This is a genomic window from Flammeovirgaceae bacterium SG7u.111 (genome assembly GCA_034044135.1).
Classification (GTDB): domain Bacteria; phylum Bacteroidota; class Bacteroidia; order Cytophagales; family Flammeovirgaceae.
Genome location: CP139021.1, coordinates 1,783,608 through 1,799,252, shown reverse-complemented (window position 1 = coordinate 1,799,252; position 15,645 = coordinate 1,783,608). Strand labels below are relative to the sequence as shown.

Annotated in this window: 15 protein-coding genes; 4 read left to right on the top strand and 11 right to left on the bottom strand. The window is 40.6% G+C overall.

Going from position 1 to position 15,645, the window contains the following annotated elements; genetic code table 11:
* Window positions 1–6 precede the first annotated feature (6 nt).
* Window positions 7–516 carry a hypothetical protein gene (locus R9C00_07120; protein ID WPO37215.1) on the bottom strand — a complete coding sequence of 170 codons (510 nt, stop codon included), beginning with the start codon at window positions 514–516 and terminating at the stop codon, window positions 7–9.
* A gap of 316 nt (window positions 517–832) precedes the next feature.
* Window positions 833–2,470, bottom strand: coding sequence for an ABC-F family ATP-binding cassette domain-containing protein (locus R9C00_07115; protein ID WPO37214.1), 1,638 nt, complete (start codon window positions 2,468–2,470; stop codon window positions 833–835).
* A 173-nt stretch (window positions 2,471–2,643) separates the two neighbouring features.
* Between R9C00_07115 and R9C00_07110 the strand changes: the two genes are divergently transcribed.
* Window positions 2,644–3,366, top strand: coding sequence for a hypothetical protein (locus R9C00_07110; protein ID WPO37213.1), 723 nt, complete (start codon window positions 2,644–2,646; stop codon window positions 3,364–3,366).
* A gap of 16 nt (window positions 3,367–3,382) precedes the next feature.
* Here R9C00_07110 and R9C00_07105 read toward each other — a convergent pair whose 3' ends face one another.
* From R9C00_07105 to R9C00_07085, 5 genes are all read right to left on the bottom strand, one after another.
* Entirely contained in the window at window positions 3,383–4,207 is an 825-nt protein-coding gene (locus tag R9C00_07105; GenBank protein ID WPO37212.1) for a hypothetical protein, read from the bottom strand.
* Window positions 4,204–4,863, bottom strand: coding sequence for a hypothetical protein (locus R9C00_07100; GenBank protein WPO37211.1), 660 nt, complete (start codon window positions 4,861–4,863; stop codon window positions 4,204–4,206). The genes R9C00_07105 and R9C00_07100 overlap by 4 nt, the downstream gene beginning before the upstream one ends.
* On the bottom strand, window positions 4,829–5,929 hold the full coding sequence (locus R9C00_07095) for a glycosyltransferase family 4 protein (protein WPO37210.1): 1,101 nt from the start codon (window positions 5,927–5,929) through the stop codon (window positions 4,829–4,831). The genes R9C00_07100 and R9C00_07095 overlap by 35 nt, the downstream gene beginning before the upstream one ends.
* Before the next feature lie 144 nt (window positions 5,930–6,073).
* Window positions 6,074–7,120, bottom strand: a complete 1,047-nt coding sequence (locus R9C00_07090) for a hypothetical protein (protein WPO37209.1) — start codon at window positions 7,118–7,120, stop codon at window positions 6,074–6,076.
* 18 nt (window positions 7,121–7,138) lie between these two features.
* Window positions 7,139–8,293, bottom strand: coding sequence for a glycosyltransferase (locus R9C00_07085; GenBank protein ID WPO37208.1), 1,155 nt, complete (start codon window positions 8,291–8,293; stop codon window positions 7,139–7,141).
* A gap of 237 nt (window positions 8,294–8,530) precedes the next feature.
* Here R9C00_07085 and R9C00_07080 point away from each other — a divergent pair, with 237 nt between their 5' ends.
* On the top strand, window positions 8,531–9,388 hold the full coding sequence (locus R9C00_07080; GenBank protein WPO37207.1) for a DUF2310 family Zn-ribbon-containing protein: 858 nt from the start codon (window positions 8,531–8,533) through the stop codon (window positions 9,386–9,388).
* Between the two features lie 351 nt (window positions 9,389–9,739).
* Window positions 9,740–10,351, top strand: coding sequence for a hypothetical protein (locus tag R9C00_07075; GenBank protein ID WPO37206.1), 612 nt, complete (start codon window positions 9,740–9,742; stop codon window positions 10,349–10,351).
* 88 nt (window positions 10,352–10,439) lie between these two features.
* On the opposite strand, the gene R9C00_07070 is transcribed toward R9C00_07075, so the two are convergent.
* The 4 genes from R9C00_07070 to R9C00_07055 form a co-directional block, all read right to left on the bottom strand.
* Complete coding sequence (locus R9C00_07070; GenBank protein WPO37205.1) at window positions 10,440–10,631, bottom strand: hypothetical protein; 192 nt, start codon at window positions 10,629–10,631, stop codon at window positions 10,440–10,442.
* A gap of 126 nt (window positions 10,632–10,757) precedes the next feature.
* The gene (locus R9C00_07065; protein ID WPO37204.1) at window positions 10,758–11,012 is read right to left on the bottom strand and encodes a hypothetical protein; all 255 of its coding nucleotides are present in this window, start codon (window positions 11,010–11,012) and stop codon (window positions 10,758–10,760) included.
* Between the two features lie 307 nt (window positions 11,013–11,319).
* On the bottom strand, window positions 11,320–11,820 hold the full coding sequence (locus tag R9C00_07060; protein WPO37203.1) for an insulinase family protein: 501 nt from the start codon (window positions 11,818–11,820) through the stop codon (window positions 11,320–11,322).
* 316 nt (window positions 11,821–12,136) lie between these two features.
* The gene (locus tag R9C00_07055; GenBank protein ID WPO37202.1) at window positions 12,137–13,132 is read right to left on the bottom strand and encodes an AraC family transcriptional regulator; all 996 of its coding nucleotides are present in this window, start codon (window positions 13,130–13,132) and stop codon (window positions 12,137–12,139) included.
* Between the two features lie 170 nt (window positions 13,133–13,302).
* Here R9C00_07055 and R9C00_07050 point away from each other — a divergent pair, with 170 nt between their 5' ends.
* Window positions 13,303–15,642 (top strand): TonB-dependent receptor, encoded by a 2,340-nt coding sequence (locus tag R9C00_07050; GenBank protein ID WPO37201.1) that lies wholly within the window; start codon window positions 13,303–13,305, stop codon window positions 15,640–15,642.
* Window positions 15,643–15,645: the final 3 nt, after the last annotated feature.

The window sequence follows — 15,645 nt, the reverse complement described above, 5'->3', positions numbered from 1 at the left end:
TAAGTACTAAGCTTTTTTGCTCAATTTGGCTTTGAGTGTATCTCGCTCTCCCAGCAAGTCTTTCAGGCGAGGGTCTTCGTCTATTTCCACATCGGCTGGAACTTCATTTAGTGCTTCCAAGCGGATTTTCAGTTGCTCGCATTCCCCTTCCGACTCCAAAAGCTTTACATAGTTCGCATTAATCTCTCCTTCTTTTTTCGCTATATCGGCAGCCCGCCAAGCTACTTCTTCATTGAGTTGCTTCAACTCTTCCATTTTGTCCAATTGCTCAATCTCATTGTACCATTTTTTCCACTCATCTATCTCCTTTTTTCTCTTCTTGCTCTGCTCCTTCGCCGACTTTATCTTTTTTCGTATGCCTGCTTGCTTCAGCTCTGCCTGCACAAGCTTTTCCGACAACTCTTCTTTCAGCTCTGGTCCTTTACTCCGCTCTTCTTGCACTTGCAAGCGAATATCTTTTATAAATTGTTCAATTGTTTTTAACTGGCTTTTCACAGCCGAGGAATTCTTAGCCATAATTTTACTTTTTTTAGTGTTATGAGATGATAGAATTGTATTGAAATTCGCTACAGAATAGAACTTGTAACCTATTAGATTAGCGGAGTTTATACTCTGAAATGGTTGAAATGCAGCTGGCTGGAGAGTCTGTTTGTATGCACCGGTTTTTGAGGTTAGTTTTTCAATGTAGAAAATAGCTGGGAATCCGCCAAACAAACAGTAGGTTTTGTTACAGAATAAGCAAATATTTTTATGGGCATTCTGAATAGCTTAGTACAAAAAAAGGAAAAGCTTTCGCTTTTCCTTTTATGATTTCTTGAAAGATACTTAACCCCTACTTCATCAGGTTGATCTCGGCAATGCTTTTGATCCTATTGCGCTCCAAGAAAGCGTCAATTGTTTCAAAATGCTCAATTACCCGCTTGTCTTTGAATTCGAATACTTTTTGGGAAAGCCCTTTCAAGAAGTCTCTGTCATGGGAAACCAAAATCAGCGTACCATCAAAAGCTTTTAGCGCTTCCTTGAGCACATCTTTCGACTTCAGATCGAGATGGTTGGTCGGTTCATCCAATATGAGCAAGTTTACAGGCTCAAGTAAGAGCTTCACCATCGCCAGCCTTGTTTTTTCCCCACCCGAAAGTACGCTAACTTTCTTGTCAATATCATCGCCTTGGAACATAAACCCACCTAGGATATTCTTGATTTGGGTACGGACATCTCCTTCGGCTACCTCATCTACAGTTTGGAAAATAGTCAGATTAGGATCTAATAAAGAAGCTTGGTTTTGGGCAAAATAGCCCACTTTCACATTGTGCCCCAACTGGCACGTCCCTTCTACCTCTATCTCCTTCAAAATAGCTTTGATCATGGTCGATTTCCCTTCTCCGTTCCTTCCCACAAAAGCAACCTTTTCACCCCTAGAAATAGACATACTCGCATTTTTGAATACCACTTTATCCCCATACGATTTGGATACATCGCTGACTGTTACAGGATGATCGCCCGAACGAGGAGCTGGCGGGAAACGGAGCTTCAAAGCCGAAGTATCTACCTCATCAATCTCTATTTTTTCCAATTTTTCCAACATCCGCTCACGAGAGTTCACTTGGTTGGTTTTGGAATATGTTCCTTTAAAACGCTCTATAAAAGCCATGTTGTCGGCTATAAACTTCTGCTGCTCTTGGTATGCTTTTATCTGGTGCTGCCTGCGGTCTTCCCTTAGTTGGAGGTAATGCGAATAATTCGCCTTATAATCGTAAATTTTCCCCATCGTCACCTCAATGGTGCGATTGGTAATATTGTCGATAAAAGCCCTATCGTGAGAGATGACCATTACCGCATTGGCCTTGTTCACCAAAAAATCTTCCAGCCAGATCACCGATTCTATGTCGATGTGGTTGGTAGGCTCATCAAGCAAGATCAGGTCAGGCTTTTGCAACAAAATCTTCGCTAGCTCAATTCGCATCCGCCACCCACCGCTAAATTCTTTAGTTTGGCGGGTAAAATCCTCAGGCTTGAAACCCAAACCCTTCAAGGCTTTTTCCACCTCAGCATCGTAATTTACATCCTCTAGCTGGTAGTACTTTTCGCCCAAATCAGAAACTTTTTCAATGATGGCCATGTACTCGGCGCTTTCATAATCTGTTCGGGTTTCGAGGGCATGGTTCAACTCCGCCATTTGGTCGCGCATTTCAAACACCTGCTTAAAAGCCTTGGCTGCTTCTTCAAACACCGTACAATTATCTTCGGTGAGCAAATGCTGTGGCAAATAAGCAATTACCGCATCTTTGGGCGCACGCACATGCCCACGGGTAGGCTTTTGCTCCCCCGCCACTATCTTCATCATGGTCGATTTACCCGCACCGTTTTTGCCCATCAAGGCTATTTTATCGGTAGGGTTTACCACAAAAGACACCTCACTAAACAAGGTAGAACCGCTGAACTCAACGGCTAAATTATCAACTGAAATCATAATCTATATTTTTAGAAGTCGCAAAGCTAGTAAAAAGCTAGCCGTAAACATTCAAATCAAACCTGTAAGGTTTTAAAAAACCTTACAGGTTTATCAAATCAGCAAAACAACTTTTCTTTGTTATAGATTAATAAATAGTATTGTCGTATATTTCAATCAAAACTATACATAGAATGAAAACTACTAAACAGCTCGTACTCGTAACTTTACTGATAATATCAAGCTCGTTTGCAATTGCCCAAACCAATACCTTGGATGCGCAGACAAACCTGAACCAGATAGGAACCCTCACGCCAAACACGGTGGGAGCATTGGGCTTCGATAACCGCTACGAAGGCGTGAAAGGATCTCCTTTTTTGTTTGAGGAATGGATACCTTGTGAAATTTACTTGGAAAATGGAACGGAATACAAGGAGGGACTGAAGTTGAATTATAATGCAGAAAACGATGAGATACACCTCCTTTCTCCTAACAAGACGGTGAGAATTTTATACAGTACACAAATAAAGAAATTCGTTGCAACAGGCAACTCTGGGGCAGCACTTTTTGTGCGTTTCAAACCTACGGAACTAGGTTTAAAAGAGGGGCGAGAGTTATTTTGCGAAGTGCTTTACGATGGTGAAACGAAGTTGGTAAAAAAGACCAATGTGATCTATAAAAAAGCTAACTACGAGGGCGCCTATGCGCAAGGAAAAACATATGACGAATACCAAAAAACAGATAAACTCTACATAAAAACCAAAAATGGCTACGAAAAAATAGGCTTGAGCAAAGGTGCTGTAATGAAGCTTTTCCCCGAAAAGAAATCGGAGTTGAAAGGCTATTTCAAAAAGTTGGGCAAGGGAATTGACACTGAAAAGGAACTAGTAGAAGCGCTTATTTTTATAGAAAGCTAGCCCCTTTACTCAAAACCTACACATTCGCTATTCTCCAAAACTGATCGTCGAACTTTCGGGGAAAGGGAATAGCGATATGTTTCTCTCTCCATCTCTGCAGTTGATACCAAGTATTGAAACCCGCTGCGGTAAAAACCTTCTCGGCATAAGGAAACCAGTCAATAGGATTTTCTTCCGAAAGCAAATGAGCATTGGTCGGAATTTCTACCGATAGGTCGGACAGAATCACTATTTCAGGCTCTACCTGCTCTATTTTCGCCAAATCTTGCGCATGATCTATCAACACTTCTAGCTCCTCCTGCTGGCTGGTGTGGACAACCAACCAAATGGGCTTTTTGAGTTTTTCCACGGCACTTGGCTTGTTCGCTGGCGAGGGGAAATGAAGGGATGCATTTAGCAAATGAGAGGAGTTTTCCGCAATGAACTGCTGGTGTTCGTTCTCCAATTCTTCAAAAATATAGGCTTTGCTAATAGCAAGCGGAGCATTCGTAACTTGCGGTGCATATTTATTCCACTTCAACCTTCTGCACAGCAGGTGAACGGGAATTTCCCTAAAAAACTCGTTGGAAAGTTCCCCTAAAAAACCGCAGGGAAATACGTCTATGTAAAATGCTTCAAGCTCGTTTTCGGCTAGCACTTTTTCTACTAGCCATCGCAAGGAAGCCTTCTCAAAAGGTAAGTGAGAAGGTAGAAAGGCTATTTCTGCTTGCTTGAATAACCTGAAAGCAGCCGGATTATTTGTAAGGATAAGGACGGGGCTGGTAATTTTATAGGTATCGATAAATGTCCTTATTCTAGTTAAGTGACCGAAACCTCCGCCAAACCCATAAAAAGCGATCATTTCCCCAACTTTGCTAGCTCAGCGCAAATCACGAACTTCTCCGTTTCATCCATCTCGGAAATCATCAACACACCCGGAGCATGAGAACCCGTGAAATTTCTTAAGAAATATGTTCCGTTCACTTCCATCATAGCAGCACCTTTTTCGTACCGAATACTGCCCCGATCTTCCTCTCCCAATTTCAATTTCACCCTTCCCTCTTCGTACACATTTATTTGGTAAGGATTCGTCATTTCCTCGTTGTTGGCTATTTTAACTTTATCACCCGCAACCTTCACTTTCCAAAGCAACTTTTCGTCCTTGTCCCGCAGTTTAAAAGACTCCCCAGCTTTGTGCTTCACCGAATAGACGAGTTGGTTCTGCTGATCGTAATACTTCCTTTTTTCCCCTTTTAGGTCGCCAAACAACATTTCCCCTCCTACGTTGATGTTCAAACTTGGGCCATCAACCGTAACAACTGCTAGAGAAATATTCTCCTTATTACTAATGTAAAACTCCTTAACAGAACTGACAGGAGCGGCATCCGGAGTGGCTAATTGCTCGACTTGCTCTTCGTTTTGTACAGACTCTTTTTTATCGGAACAAGCACAAAAAGCTAGTAAAACAAGCGCTATAAAAGCTTTAGGCAAGGAATTTTTTATATGCTTCGATTTCATGTTCTTGAGAATATTGGTTTTCAATTTTTGATTTCAAGCGCTCGCCTAGCAGGTTTCGTTCCTCCTCGGGCATCGCAAAATATTGGTACAAAACCTTTCGGCATTCGTCTTCATTTCCCGGTGCGAACAACAACCCATCGTTCCCGTGTTCGAGTATGTCTGCCATGCCATCTACCTCGGAAGCTATGATGTTTTTCCCTAAAGCTCCAGCTTCTAGCAACACATTGGGCATGCCGTCGTAAAAAGAAGGGATCACCAAGGCATCGCAGCAGAGGTAGTATTTCATCAGCTCGTAGCGGTCATGGAAAGGAAGAAGGGTGAAGGTACAAGCCATTTGCTCTAGTTCATCCATCAAATACTCTTCTATTTCGCCTATAAGCAGCAAATGTGCTTTTTCTGCCAAGCTCGTTCTGCGCAAAGCTTCGAGGAAAAAATCCAGCCCTTTTTTATCTTTCAATTGCCCAAAAAGCCCCAAGGTAAGCTTGCCAGCACTGTTGGTCTCTTTCCAAGTTTGGGCAAAGTCTGTTTCACTTGCGGTGGGAATCCATTCTTTTTTATCGATCCCATTAGGGATATAATGAACCGCTTCGTGCCCAAGCCATTTCCTCACCTTTTCCGCCTTATCGCTACTGACGGTGAATACAAACTCGGACTGGCGAAGTGCATCTTCCAACACGCTACGCTTTCTGGGTGTAAAAATGGAGTTGTCCAAGTCGTTGCCCCGAATCAGCGTAACCAAGGCAGTACCTGACCATTTGGAAAAAACAGGCGCGCCGATCATGGACAAATAGCCTCCAAAACAGACGATATAGTCAAACTCGCCCAACGTCTTAATGTAGTTCCACGTCAGGTTGAGCACATGCGCCTCGCTGCCTGCAAAAGGCATGGCGGTATAGCCTCCATTTTGCTGTTGCTTTCGGGCAAGTTTCCTTCCTTTATTTACAAAATGGATGATTTCGATGGTAAAGCCAGCACACCTCAGTCCATTCACAATCCGGTCGCAAGATTGGGACATTCCCCCTCGCTGGGGTGGGTAATTATCTGTAAGCCAAAGTAGTTTGGGCATTTTTCTAGTTACTGGTTACTAGTTGCTCGTTAAAACAGAACTGGCAACTAAGGGACAATTCAAGGGGATCATGGCATGAAGAAAGGACACGAGCGAGACGCTCGCGCCAGCATTATTTTTTTTCACAAAGTCATATTTTCCTCCTCAACTATCAAAAGCGGTAACCGAATCATCGTCCATGGCGTAATCGCCAGATTCCATGTACTCGACGCTGTCGTAATCGTACTGGTCGAACTGGCTGCCGTACCAGATGTAGGGCAATACCATCATGTCCATTCTATCGTCGTAATATTCTTCATGCTCTCCATCTTCCCTTTCCCTTCGTGGTTTTTCAGCATCCGCATTAGCCTGATTGGCAGGATTTTTAGCATCAAACTGTTCATAAATACTTTGCATCGCCCCAAAAAAAGCATTTACCTTCAGTACGTTTTCTTTCCCCTCGGTCTTCAGCTTAACTTTCTTTTTTACAATATACGTCTCATTATGCTCCTCCACTGTCATCTCTGGAGCGGTAGTTCCTTGCCATGTATATTCCGACTTAGCCAAGGTCATTTTAATGAGGCATTGGTGCACAAACTTCGATTTGTTCTTAAATTTCGTTTTCCCACTGGCACTTGTTTTCGTCCACGAAAAATCCTTAATCTCATCGGCTACGGCAAATTCCAAGACCGATTGATCCTTCATGGTAACTTTAGCAGCTACGTACTTGGGCGAGTAGGCTTTCAGCTTTCTTACACCTACTTTGCTTTGTTCGGGAGTGAGCGCCTTTCTCGGAATCCTAAAATCCAAACTTGCTGAAAGCTTGGCTTGGCTTCCAGATTTTGCCTCAAGCACGTGTAAAACAGGCAAAAAGAATAACCTGAGGTAATCATTTATATCGTTTTTTTTGAGTTGGCTTCTCCATACAAACAGCCCAATTCCAACCGCTATCAGCAATACCGAACCCGCTGCAATCACCAATGTTTCGGAAACCATGGCTACAATGAAACACACAACAGCTACTACAAAACTGACTATACCAACAGTCATCAGTTTCTTGATCTTACCGTCATTCTCCTTATCGAACCTGGAAACTTTACTTAGGAAAGCAAGCCACCTACTAATTTTCATTGTGGCGCTCAATGTCTTTTCATCTACAAACTGCTTTTGCTCAGGGGTGAAATCACTGTATCTAACTTTGGCTGCACTCATGTTTTATGTTGTTATTGTCTAATAAACCAATTGATCTATATTCTTGTAAATTGCCGATAATTTTTTGTTAATTATATCCCAAGTATAATTTTTTATCAACTTAGTATAAGCATTTTTTACTATTTCTTTCCGAAGGCTTGGATAGTCGCTCAGTAGACGGATGCACCTTGCCAAGTCTGCTGGTCGTTCTGCTCGGAACAGCTTACACTCCACGTCAGGTGCCAATATTTCCCTTATCACCGGCAAGTCTGAAGCTATAATGGGTGTTTTGCAAGCCATGCTCTCGAAGATTTTCAAAGGAGAGCAGCCCTGCTCCAAATTCCGGCTGCATTCGGTAAGCGGGGCTATGCTGCACATGGCATGTTGGAGTATCTGATGGAGAACATCTTTGTGCAGCTGGTATTTCCAAACTACCTGCTCCCCTATTTCCAACTTTTCCACCATTTTCTGGAAAGGGCGCGAAAACTTGGGTTTGTGAGAAGAACAAATCACCAATTTCAAATGGGGTTTATCCCGTAGGTACTGCATGGCTTTGAGCAGCGTGCCCACCCCTTGCCAAGGCTGCAACGCCCCAAAGTAAACGATGTACTCTTCGGGCAGCCCTTCTGGCCTAGGCTTAGCCTCGGGAATATCCGCTCCGTTGGGAATTACACGTATTTTCCCTGCCCAAACCCCTCTGGAAAGAAGGTGCTTTTTAATAGTTTCCGAGGGGCAAATGATCAGCTGGCTTTTCTCCAAGCATTCATTTTCCATTGCCCGGATTTTGCTTACCGTATCTTGCCCAATGAACGGATACCTGTTCACCAGCTCGATGGAAGGCAGCCCGTTCACCTCGAATACGCTGGTGACATGCGGGCGGGCGATGATGGGCAATCCGCTCCAAATATCCCTAAAATGCCCAATTTTCAAGTTGTACTGCTGCGCCAAGACCTCATCTGCCCAAGCGGAAAACGCCATGCCCCTTTTGAGGTAGTTCGGTTCTTCGAGCGGAGCTTCTATATGCGTGATGGAAGGGAGAAAAGGCTTGTCCAAATGTCGCCCTAGGCTGAGCAAGAGCGTGTCGGGAAATTCTTGGGACAGCGTCTCCGTCACTTTTTCAATGTGGATGGCTGAGCCTTTGTAAGAAGGATAGGGATCGAAAGTGGCAAAAACAGAGGTGTAATTTGATTTCAAGGATGTTCAGCTATGTTTGAGCCGTAAGTTTAAAAAATTGGGAGGAGAAAGGGAAAAGGTTGATGGAAATCTCGCTCGCTCAACGGTAGCCAGAGGCTACGCAAATAGTTACCACTCGGCTAGAGCCGAGCGGTTGAGCCAGTCCTCTATTAGTAATAGAAGGTGCTTTTTTGAAAAAGAATACACTTTCCCCTCCAGCAACCAATTCTTCTGCACTATATTTAGAGGATAAGTATAATGGAAATAACAACAAAAGTGGATGATACCCACCCAAATACAGCGGGCATCAGGAATTGTATTGATATACGGATGTTACCATTCATTGGAGGAATGCATATAGTAAAGCTAAATATTATAGGTAAGAATGTTGGAACAGAGAAATTTTTTGAAATAGCTGATTTCTATTTCCAATCACTTTATGATTCGAGACAAATTATTAATGAAGAATGGCAATATGTATCTATTGAAAATGGTGTAAGCTTAAATTTATTTTGCCCTGAACCTGATTCATTTAAAGAAACTAACTCTACTATATATGCCAATAAATGGAGGTCTAAAATTGAGAAAGAATTAAGTTGCTTAATGGAGTTTCATTATTTGGAAATAGACCCTGAATTTGGAGAAATACAAATTCCTGAAAAGAAAGAGTTTATAATTCTCAAAACAGCACGTTTTTCTCCATTAATTGAAGGAGTTTCGTTAAAACAAATTCCATTATATAAAATACCATATACCTATTATGATGAAGAATGTTATAGCGATATAAACTTTTGGGAAAACAATTACGTGAGAATTGAAGGGCTTTGGTTTAATGGAGCAGTTGGGGAAAAATGGGCTCAAAATCAATTACAAAGTAACAATAGTGAATTGAGTAAACAAGGTATTGAGTGTTGTAAAAAAATAGAAGAAGTTACTGGCATTCCAACATATTATTATCTTTTTAATTACAGAGCTTGGGGGAAGAAAAAAGACAAAAAACGAAAATGTCCTAATTGTGGAGATGATTGGTTAGTTGAAAGAGTAGTTCCTAACGTTTTTTATGCTTTCAAATGCGATAAATGTAGATTAATATCTGAATTCTCGTCAAATAGTTAAAAAGAATGGCAACAAAGACTAAAAAAGCATAACGTTTTACTCTCGCTCGGCTCTAGCCGAGTGAGGAATATTTCTTGAGCGTCTCGCTCAACGGTAGCCAGAGGCTACAAAAATAGTTACCACTCGGCTAGAGCCGAGCGGTTGGGCCAGTCCTCCATTAGTAAAAAAAGGTGCTTTCTTGAAAAAGAATACACTTTCTCCTCCAGCAACCAATTCTTCTGCACTATATTTAGAGGATAAGTATAATGGAAATAACAAGAATAGTAGGTGATGCCCACCCAAATACGGTGGGCATCAGGAATTGTATTGATATACGGATGTTAGCGCATATTTGGTTTGGACATAATAGTAATGATTGGAATTAAAGACTTTTGGAGATTTGACGAACTGATTAAAAAACGGTTTGGAAAGAAATGGTTTAATCATGTTGATTATTGTGGACTTATTCCTATCAGACCATTAGAAAATTATAATTACTTCTGTACACCTAAAAACTCGATGACTTTCGCAACAACAGGAGGCGAGGGTGTTCATTTCGGATTTATTACCGAAGGTAATTCAGAAATAAACGATGGTCCAATCGTCATGACAGTACCAATGTCGAATAAAAACAACATTATTGTTGCTGAAAGCTTTGAAGAATTTTTATCATTAGGTTATCACGTAGGATGGTTTGCAATAGAACAATTGTCATATGATGAAGGCGATACCATTAAATATTATTCGAAACCAGATTCCGAAACTACTGACAAAGAACGATTATTTCTAGAAATAATAAGAGATGAATTGAAAATAAAATTCGAACCACTTTCAAAGGATCGATTAGTTGAACTACATGACAAGTATTTTAATCAGTTGGAGATAAACGAACTAACTGAATTCAATTACAACCTGTTAAATCCAGAACAGAAAAAGATGGTTAAGAATTTTTTTGAACAGAATGAAAATAAAAACATGCGCTAACAATGGTGAGCATGAAGAGCCGCTTTAGGCCATCACTTTACTCTCGCTCGGCTCCTGCCGTGTGAGGAATATTTCTTGAGCGTCTCGCTCAACGGTAGCCAGAGGCTACGCAAATAGTTGCCACTCGGCTAGAGCCGAGCGGTTGAGCCAATCCTCCATTAGTAATAGAAGGTGCTTTTTTGAAAAAGAATACACTTTCCCCTCCAGCAACCAATTCTTCTGCACTATATTTATAGGGATAAGTATAAGGGGAATAACAGAAACAGTAGGTTATGCCCACCCAAATACGGCGGGCGTCAGGAATTGTATTGATATACGGATATTATCTACAATTAAAAAGCAATCGATAATCTAAAGAAAACAAGAATAACTAAATGCCTATTGATGATACAAAGGGAACTCTTTTTCAAAGAATCTCTGATATTGGTGTAAGCGAGGAATTCTCAGTAACTGAGAAAAGGTACCTACGGGTCTCCAACATAGCCGCAATTCTAGGGGTTCTGTTTAACACGATATGGATGTCAATTGCCATATCCATTTCGGAAACAACAAGTGCGGTATGGAATGTAATACTAGGCTTGATGTTTCTGCTGGTATTGTTTCTAAACCAAAAAGGCAGGCGGGTAGTTGCTTCAGTCTGGCTTTCTATTTCAGCATACATTTCAGTTCTCGTATTTCTTTATTTGTCTGGATACCCCTCAGGGATTACCACCGTTTGTTTTTTGATAATCATCTTGCCCTACATGACTTTCCCGCGGAAAGCAAGAGCTCTTGCCCATGGTTTCGGTTTCTTGGCTTGCTTGACTTTGATTGTTACCGTTGTCTTTCAATCAGAATTCTATGCTCACAATGACGACATGGATCCCTATTTATCACAGATTGTGAATATGGGCATGACGGCATTGATTTGGAGTTTGTCTTTGCTGATTGATAGATCAGAAGATTCATTAATGGCAAAACAGAAAAAATCAGATGAATCTACCACCTTTCCTAGTTTCCTCCAGTTCAGCATAAACAATTTTAAGTAGCTCACCTGCCTTGTCAGGATTACAATCGAAATCCACACTCACGCTGTAATTCCCAACTGGTACAGATGCCACATCACCACCTACACTTACGCCATAGCTTTCTTCTTCTCGGATTCGCTCCATATATCGTTTGTTAAGTAATTCCCCTACCATATAAGCTTCTATATTGCTCTCCTTCGAATAAGGTATTTTCCCATTAAAATATACACTAACAGTAGTTTGGGGAGTCTCCATCTCTTCGGATACATGTACTTTTGCAATTCCTTTTTTAGGTCGCATCTGATGATCTGCCACTTTTTCAGTGATATCTGCAGGAATATTCCCCAAATATTTTTTGACCAAATCGAGTAGTTTCTCTTCCTCAAAGTCACCCACAAATACAAAGGTAAAGTCGCTAGCATTTGCAATTCGATGTTGATAAGCCGATTTCGTGCCCTCCAAATTTATCGCATCAATCAGTTGCTGATCGAAAAGTAATTTCCTAGGGCTGTAACCCGTATTGTACTCTACCCCGACGGCTTTTAAGAAAAGAATCCCAGAGATTCCATAATTGAAGTTAAATACAACCCCGTTAGGGGTTTCATAGACCTATGTTAATTATTTTTTTGCAACACCTACGGCGTTGAGTTCTTTATACCGCAGGTTTCTACAATTATGAAACCCATACTGGGTTTTGCTTTTGACTTACAACATTGTATAATATACATAAAGGCGCTAGGATTGTTAATTGAAAAGCCATCGGGTAGAGTAACATTAATTATTCATTCAGTCCATTTTTTAAAATCTGCGAAGGCGGGCAGCCATAGTGCCTTTTAAAAGAAGTGATAAAATGTGGCAAACTCTTATACCCAAGAATCTCAGCTATTTCATTTACTTTATACCTGCTCAACAACACAACTGCTTCCCTCATTTTCAATTCGATCACAAAAGCCCTTATGGTTTTCCCATATACCTCCTTAAAACCCTGCTTCAACTGGAGCTCATTGATCAGTACTTGCCTAGCTAGCTCTTTAATTGTGGGGGTTTTCTTGAAGTTAGTTTCCAAATAATCATGAGCTAGCCTGACTTTTCTGAGCACAGCAGGATTTACACCTCTAAACTCTTCGGTATTTTCTTGTTCAAAACAATACAATACTAATAAAAACTCTTTGATTTTCAGCTTAATGTAATCCACCCTTTCATCTAACTTCCAAGCAGCCCGAACCATTTCGGTGATAATATGATGAAGTGGAAAAGTGATTGGAAAAGTGATTTCCCCAGAAGTAAGGTTCTGTTTGCTGACTAACTTATAAAACTCACTTTTGGTAGCCCATTCCTCCTTCATCAAACCCTTAAAAAAGCTGTAGGACATAATTATGATCGTATATCGTGTTTCGGGCGAAGCTATGTTTTTGGGCATATCTATGCTCAACTTAGCATCTTTTCCATAGCCAAGTTTGAGAAAACCTGGATTGGTGGAATGTGGCTCTACACCACTTTCCCCTGTTATCCTCGGGCTGTTCCCATTATTGAGAACCAATACTTTTATATACTCCCCTTCTATATGGAATACATCTGTTATTTCCCTTTCATGCCTAAAAGTAGTTTGAATAATACATATTTCAGATGTGTAATTTAATTGGCATTCCACCCCTACCCCACTTTTCTCGATTTGGAGATTACTTGACTGTAATGTTTTATCTCCTGAAACAAGACTTAGGTCTAGATCGAACAGCGTTATTCCTTCTTTTTTTAAATATGACCTTAAGCGCATAATACCTTTTTCGAAACTTTTATTACCAATACCGAAACCACTGGCATGTAATCAAAATATAACTTTGTGCAAGTTATTTAGAATTAGTTTAAATAAAAATTATGTCACCGATCAAAATATTTGCACTAACCCAAATACTCATCATCACCTGCTTTTTCCCTAGTATAACTATGGCACAAAAAGCAACTTCCCGAATCAGTGGAGTGGTAGTTTCAGAAGCAGGAGAAAAACTTACAGATGTTGTCATTTACTTAAAAAACACAAATTACCACACTACTACAGATAATAAAGGGACCTACCAATTAACAGTCCCGACAGGAAATTATACTATTTTTTGCTCAGGTCTAGGCTACCTTAAGCAGTTTGAAGATATCATCGTACAACCTGGCAAAACAACTGCATTAGGCTTCACCTTAAAATACGACCCTAATATGGTACTGGATGAAGTGGTGGTGTCAAGCAAATTTGGGATAAAGGAAATCAGAGAATCAGCCTTCAACGTAGTCGCTTTAGATGCCAAGTCATTATATAATACGTCGATGAACCTGGGAAGTATGCTCAATAGGGCTTCAGGGGTAAAGGTTAGGTCATCGGGTGGTGTTGGTTCCAGCATGTCTATTTCGCTCAATGGCTTTACGGGCAGAAGAATCAAACTCTTTATGGATGGAGTCCCCATGGAAGGCTTTGGCTCTGCCTTTCAGTTAAACAACATTCCAGTTACTGTAGCCAACCGTATTGAGGTATACAAAGGAGTGGTACCCATTGAATTTGGCGCAGATGCCATTGGGGGGGCGATCAACATTGTGACCAACCAAACTGAGAATACTTTTGTAGACGCATCTTATTCTTTTGGGTCTTTTAATACCCATAAACCCAGCATCAGTGTCGGGCATACTTCAAAAAATGGCTTTTCATTCCAGCTAAATGCCTTTATGAATTATTCTGACAATAATTATAAAGTCCACTTAAACAAGATGCTTGATATTTCTACTGGAGGCTATATAGCAGGAGACTATTTGGTAGAAAGATTCCACGATACTTATCAGAATAAAACTATCATGGCTAAAATAGGATTTGTGAGAAAGTGGTGGACCGATAGATTTTTTATAGGGCTCACCACAGGTAAGGAAGAAAGAGATATTCAAAATGCCAACACCTTAGAAATTGTTTATGGGGCGAGAACCCGATCGGCAAGTACACTACTCCCTTCTTTAGAATATTACAAAAAGAATTTTTTAGTAAAAAAACTCACATTTAGGCTGACCAGTAACTTCAATTACAATCATAATATCAATATAGATACGGCTGCAAGGTCATACAACTGGTATGGCAATTATATGGCAACGCGGACAAAGGGAGAAGGTGGTACCAATACATTGTCAGAATACAACAATAAAAACTTTTCTTCTACAGCTAATTTGGCTTATAAGATCATCAAAAATCATTCTATAACAGTCAATAATGTGGTCACTCGTTATAACAGAAAGTTATCGAGCAATGTACCCGCAGAAGAACTTACAGCAGCTGATACTATGAGGAGAGGCTCTGTAAAAAATGTGTTAGGGGTATCCTATCAATACAGCCATAACGGCAAATGGAATGCTAATTTGTTTGGCAAGCACTATTTTCAACATGTGATAGGGCCTGTCGATACACTCGGAGAGGTCAGCCATAGTTCTTATGAAGAACAAGAACGGTACTACCAGACTATGGGGTATGGGCTGGCTGTCACCTATTTTGTCAACGAAAAACTTCAGCTAAAAACCTCAGTTGAAAAAGCATTTAAACTTCCCTCTGCCCAACAGCTATTTGGTGATGAAGCAGTTACTTCATCAAATTCGAGTCTAAAGCCAGAAAATTCTTTCAATATTAACCTTGGAGGTTCTCTGAACCAAAAGTTGGGGAACAACAATACTGTATATGTAGATATAAGCGGTTATTATAGGTTAAATAAAAACTTTATCCGCCAAGTCCAAAGTGCACGCTATGGAACAATAAGCAATGTGAACTTTGGGAGAGTAAGGAATATAGGTGTTGATGTAGAGGCACGCTATTATTTTAAGAACAAGCTCATGATTGGAGGTACAGTTACATACATGGATCTCCGTAACAAAGAAAAATTAAGAGATGCACAATCATCTGTTAATGCCGCTACTTATAACAACCGGATGCCCAATATTCCTTATTTCTATGGAAATACAGATGCAACATACTATATACACGACCTGTGGGGAAAAGGCAATGTATTGAGTCTCAATTATAATTTCAATTTTGTGGGAAAATTCTACCTGCTTTGGGAAAGCCAAGGAAGCGCTAATACAAAGGCAACACTTCCTAAACAGTTATACCACGACTTCTCTGCAAGCTACTCGCTCAAAAATGGCAAATATAACATTAGTGTGGAATCACTCAATTTCACCAACGCCATATTGTACGACAATTGGAGCCTGCAAAAACCTGGAAGAAGCTTTAACATCAAACTCAGATACTATTGGAATACTGGTAGTTAATAA

What these genes read in the sequence shown, in the direction of transcription:
- R9C00_07120 (WPO37215.1), bottom strand. Translation starts at nt 516, where the DNA reads ATGGCTAAGAATTCCTCGGCTGTGAAAAGCCAGTTAAAAACAATTGAA.
- R9C00_07115 (WPO37214.1), bottom strand. Translation starts at nt 2,470, where the DNA reads ATGATTTCAGTTGATAATTTAGCCGTTGAGTTCAGCGGTTCTACCTTG.
- R9C00_07110 (WPO37213.1), top strand. Translation starts at nt 2,644, where the DNA reads ATGAAAACTACTAAACAGCTCGTACTCGTAACTTTACTGATAATATCA.
- R9C00_07105 (WPO37212.1), bottom strand. Translation starts at nt 4,207, where the DNA reads ATGATCGCTTTTTATGGGTTTGGCGGAGGTTTCGGTCACTTAACTAGA.
- R9C00_07100 (WPO37211.1), bottom strand. Translation starts at nt 4,863, where the DNA reads ATGAAATCGAAGCATATAAAAAATTCCTTGCCTAAAGCTTTTATAGCG.
- R9C00_07095 (WPO37210.1), bottom strand. Translation starts at nt 5,929, where the DNA reads ATGCCCAAACTACTTTGGCTTACAGATAATTACCCACCCCAGCGAGGG.
- R9C00_07090 (WPO37209.1), bottom strand. Translation starts at nt 7,120, where the DNA reads ATGAGTGCAGCCAAAGTTAGATACAGTGATTTCACCCCTGAGCAAAAG.
- R9C00_07080 (WPO37207.1), top strand. Translation starts at nt 8,531, where the DNA reads ATGGAAATAACAACAAAAGTGGATGATACCCACCCAAATACAGCGGGC.
- R9C00_07075 (WPO37206.1), top strand. Translation starts at nt 9,740, where the DNA reads ATGATTGGAATTAAAGACTTTTGGAGATTTGACGAACTGATTAAAAAA.
- R9C00_07065 (WPO37204.1), bottom strand. Translation starts at nt 11,012, where the DNA reads ATGTATGCTGAAATAGAAAGCCAGACTGAAGCAACTACCCGCCTGCCT.
- R9C00_07055 (WPO37202.1), bottom strand. Translation starts at nt 13,132, where the DNA reads ATGCGCTTAAGGTCATATTTAAAAAAAGAAGGAATAACGCTGTTCGAT.
- R9C00_07050 (WPO37201.1), top strand. Translation starts at nt 13,303, where the DNA reads ATGGCACAAAAAGCAACTTCCCGAATCAGTGGAGTGGTAGTTTCAGAA.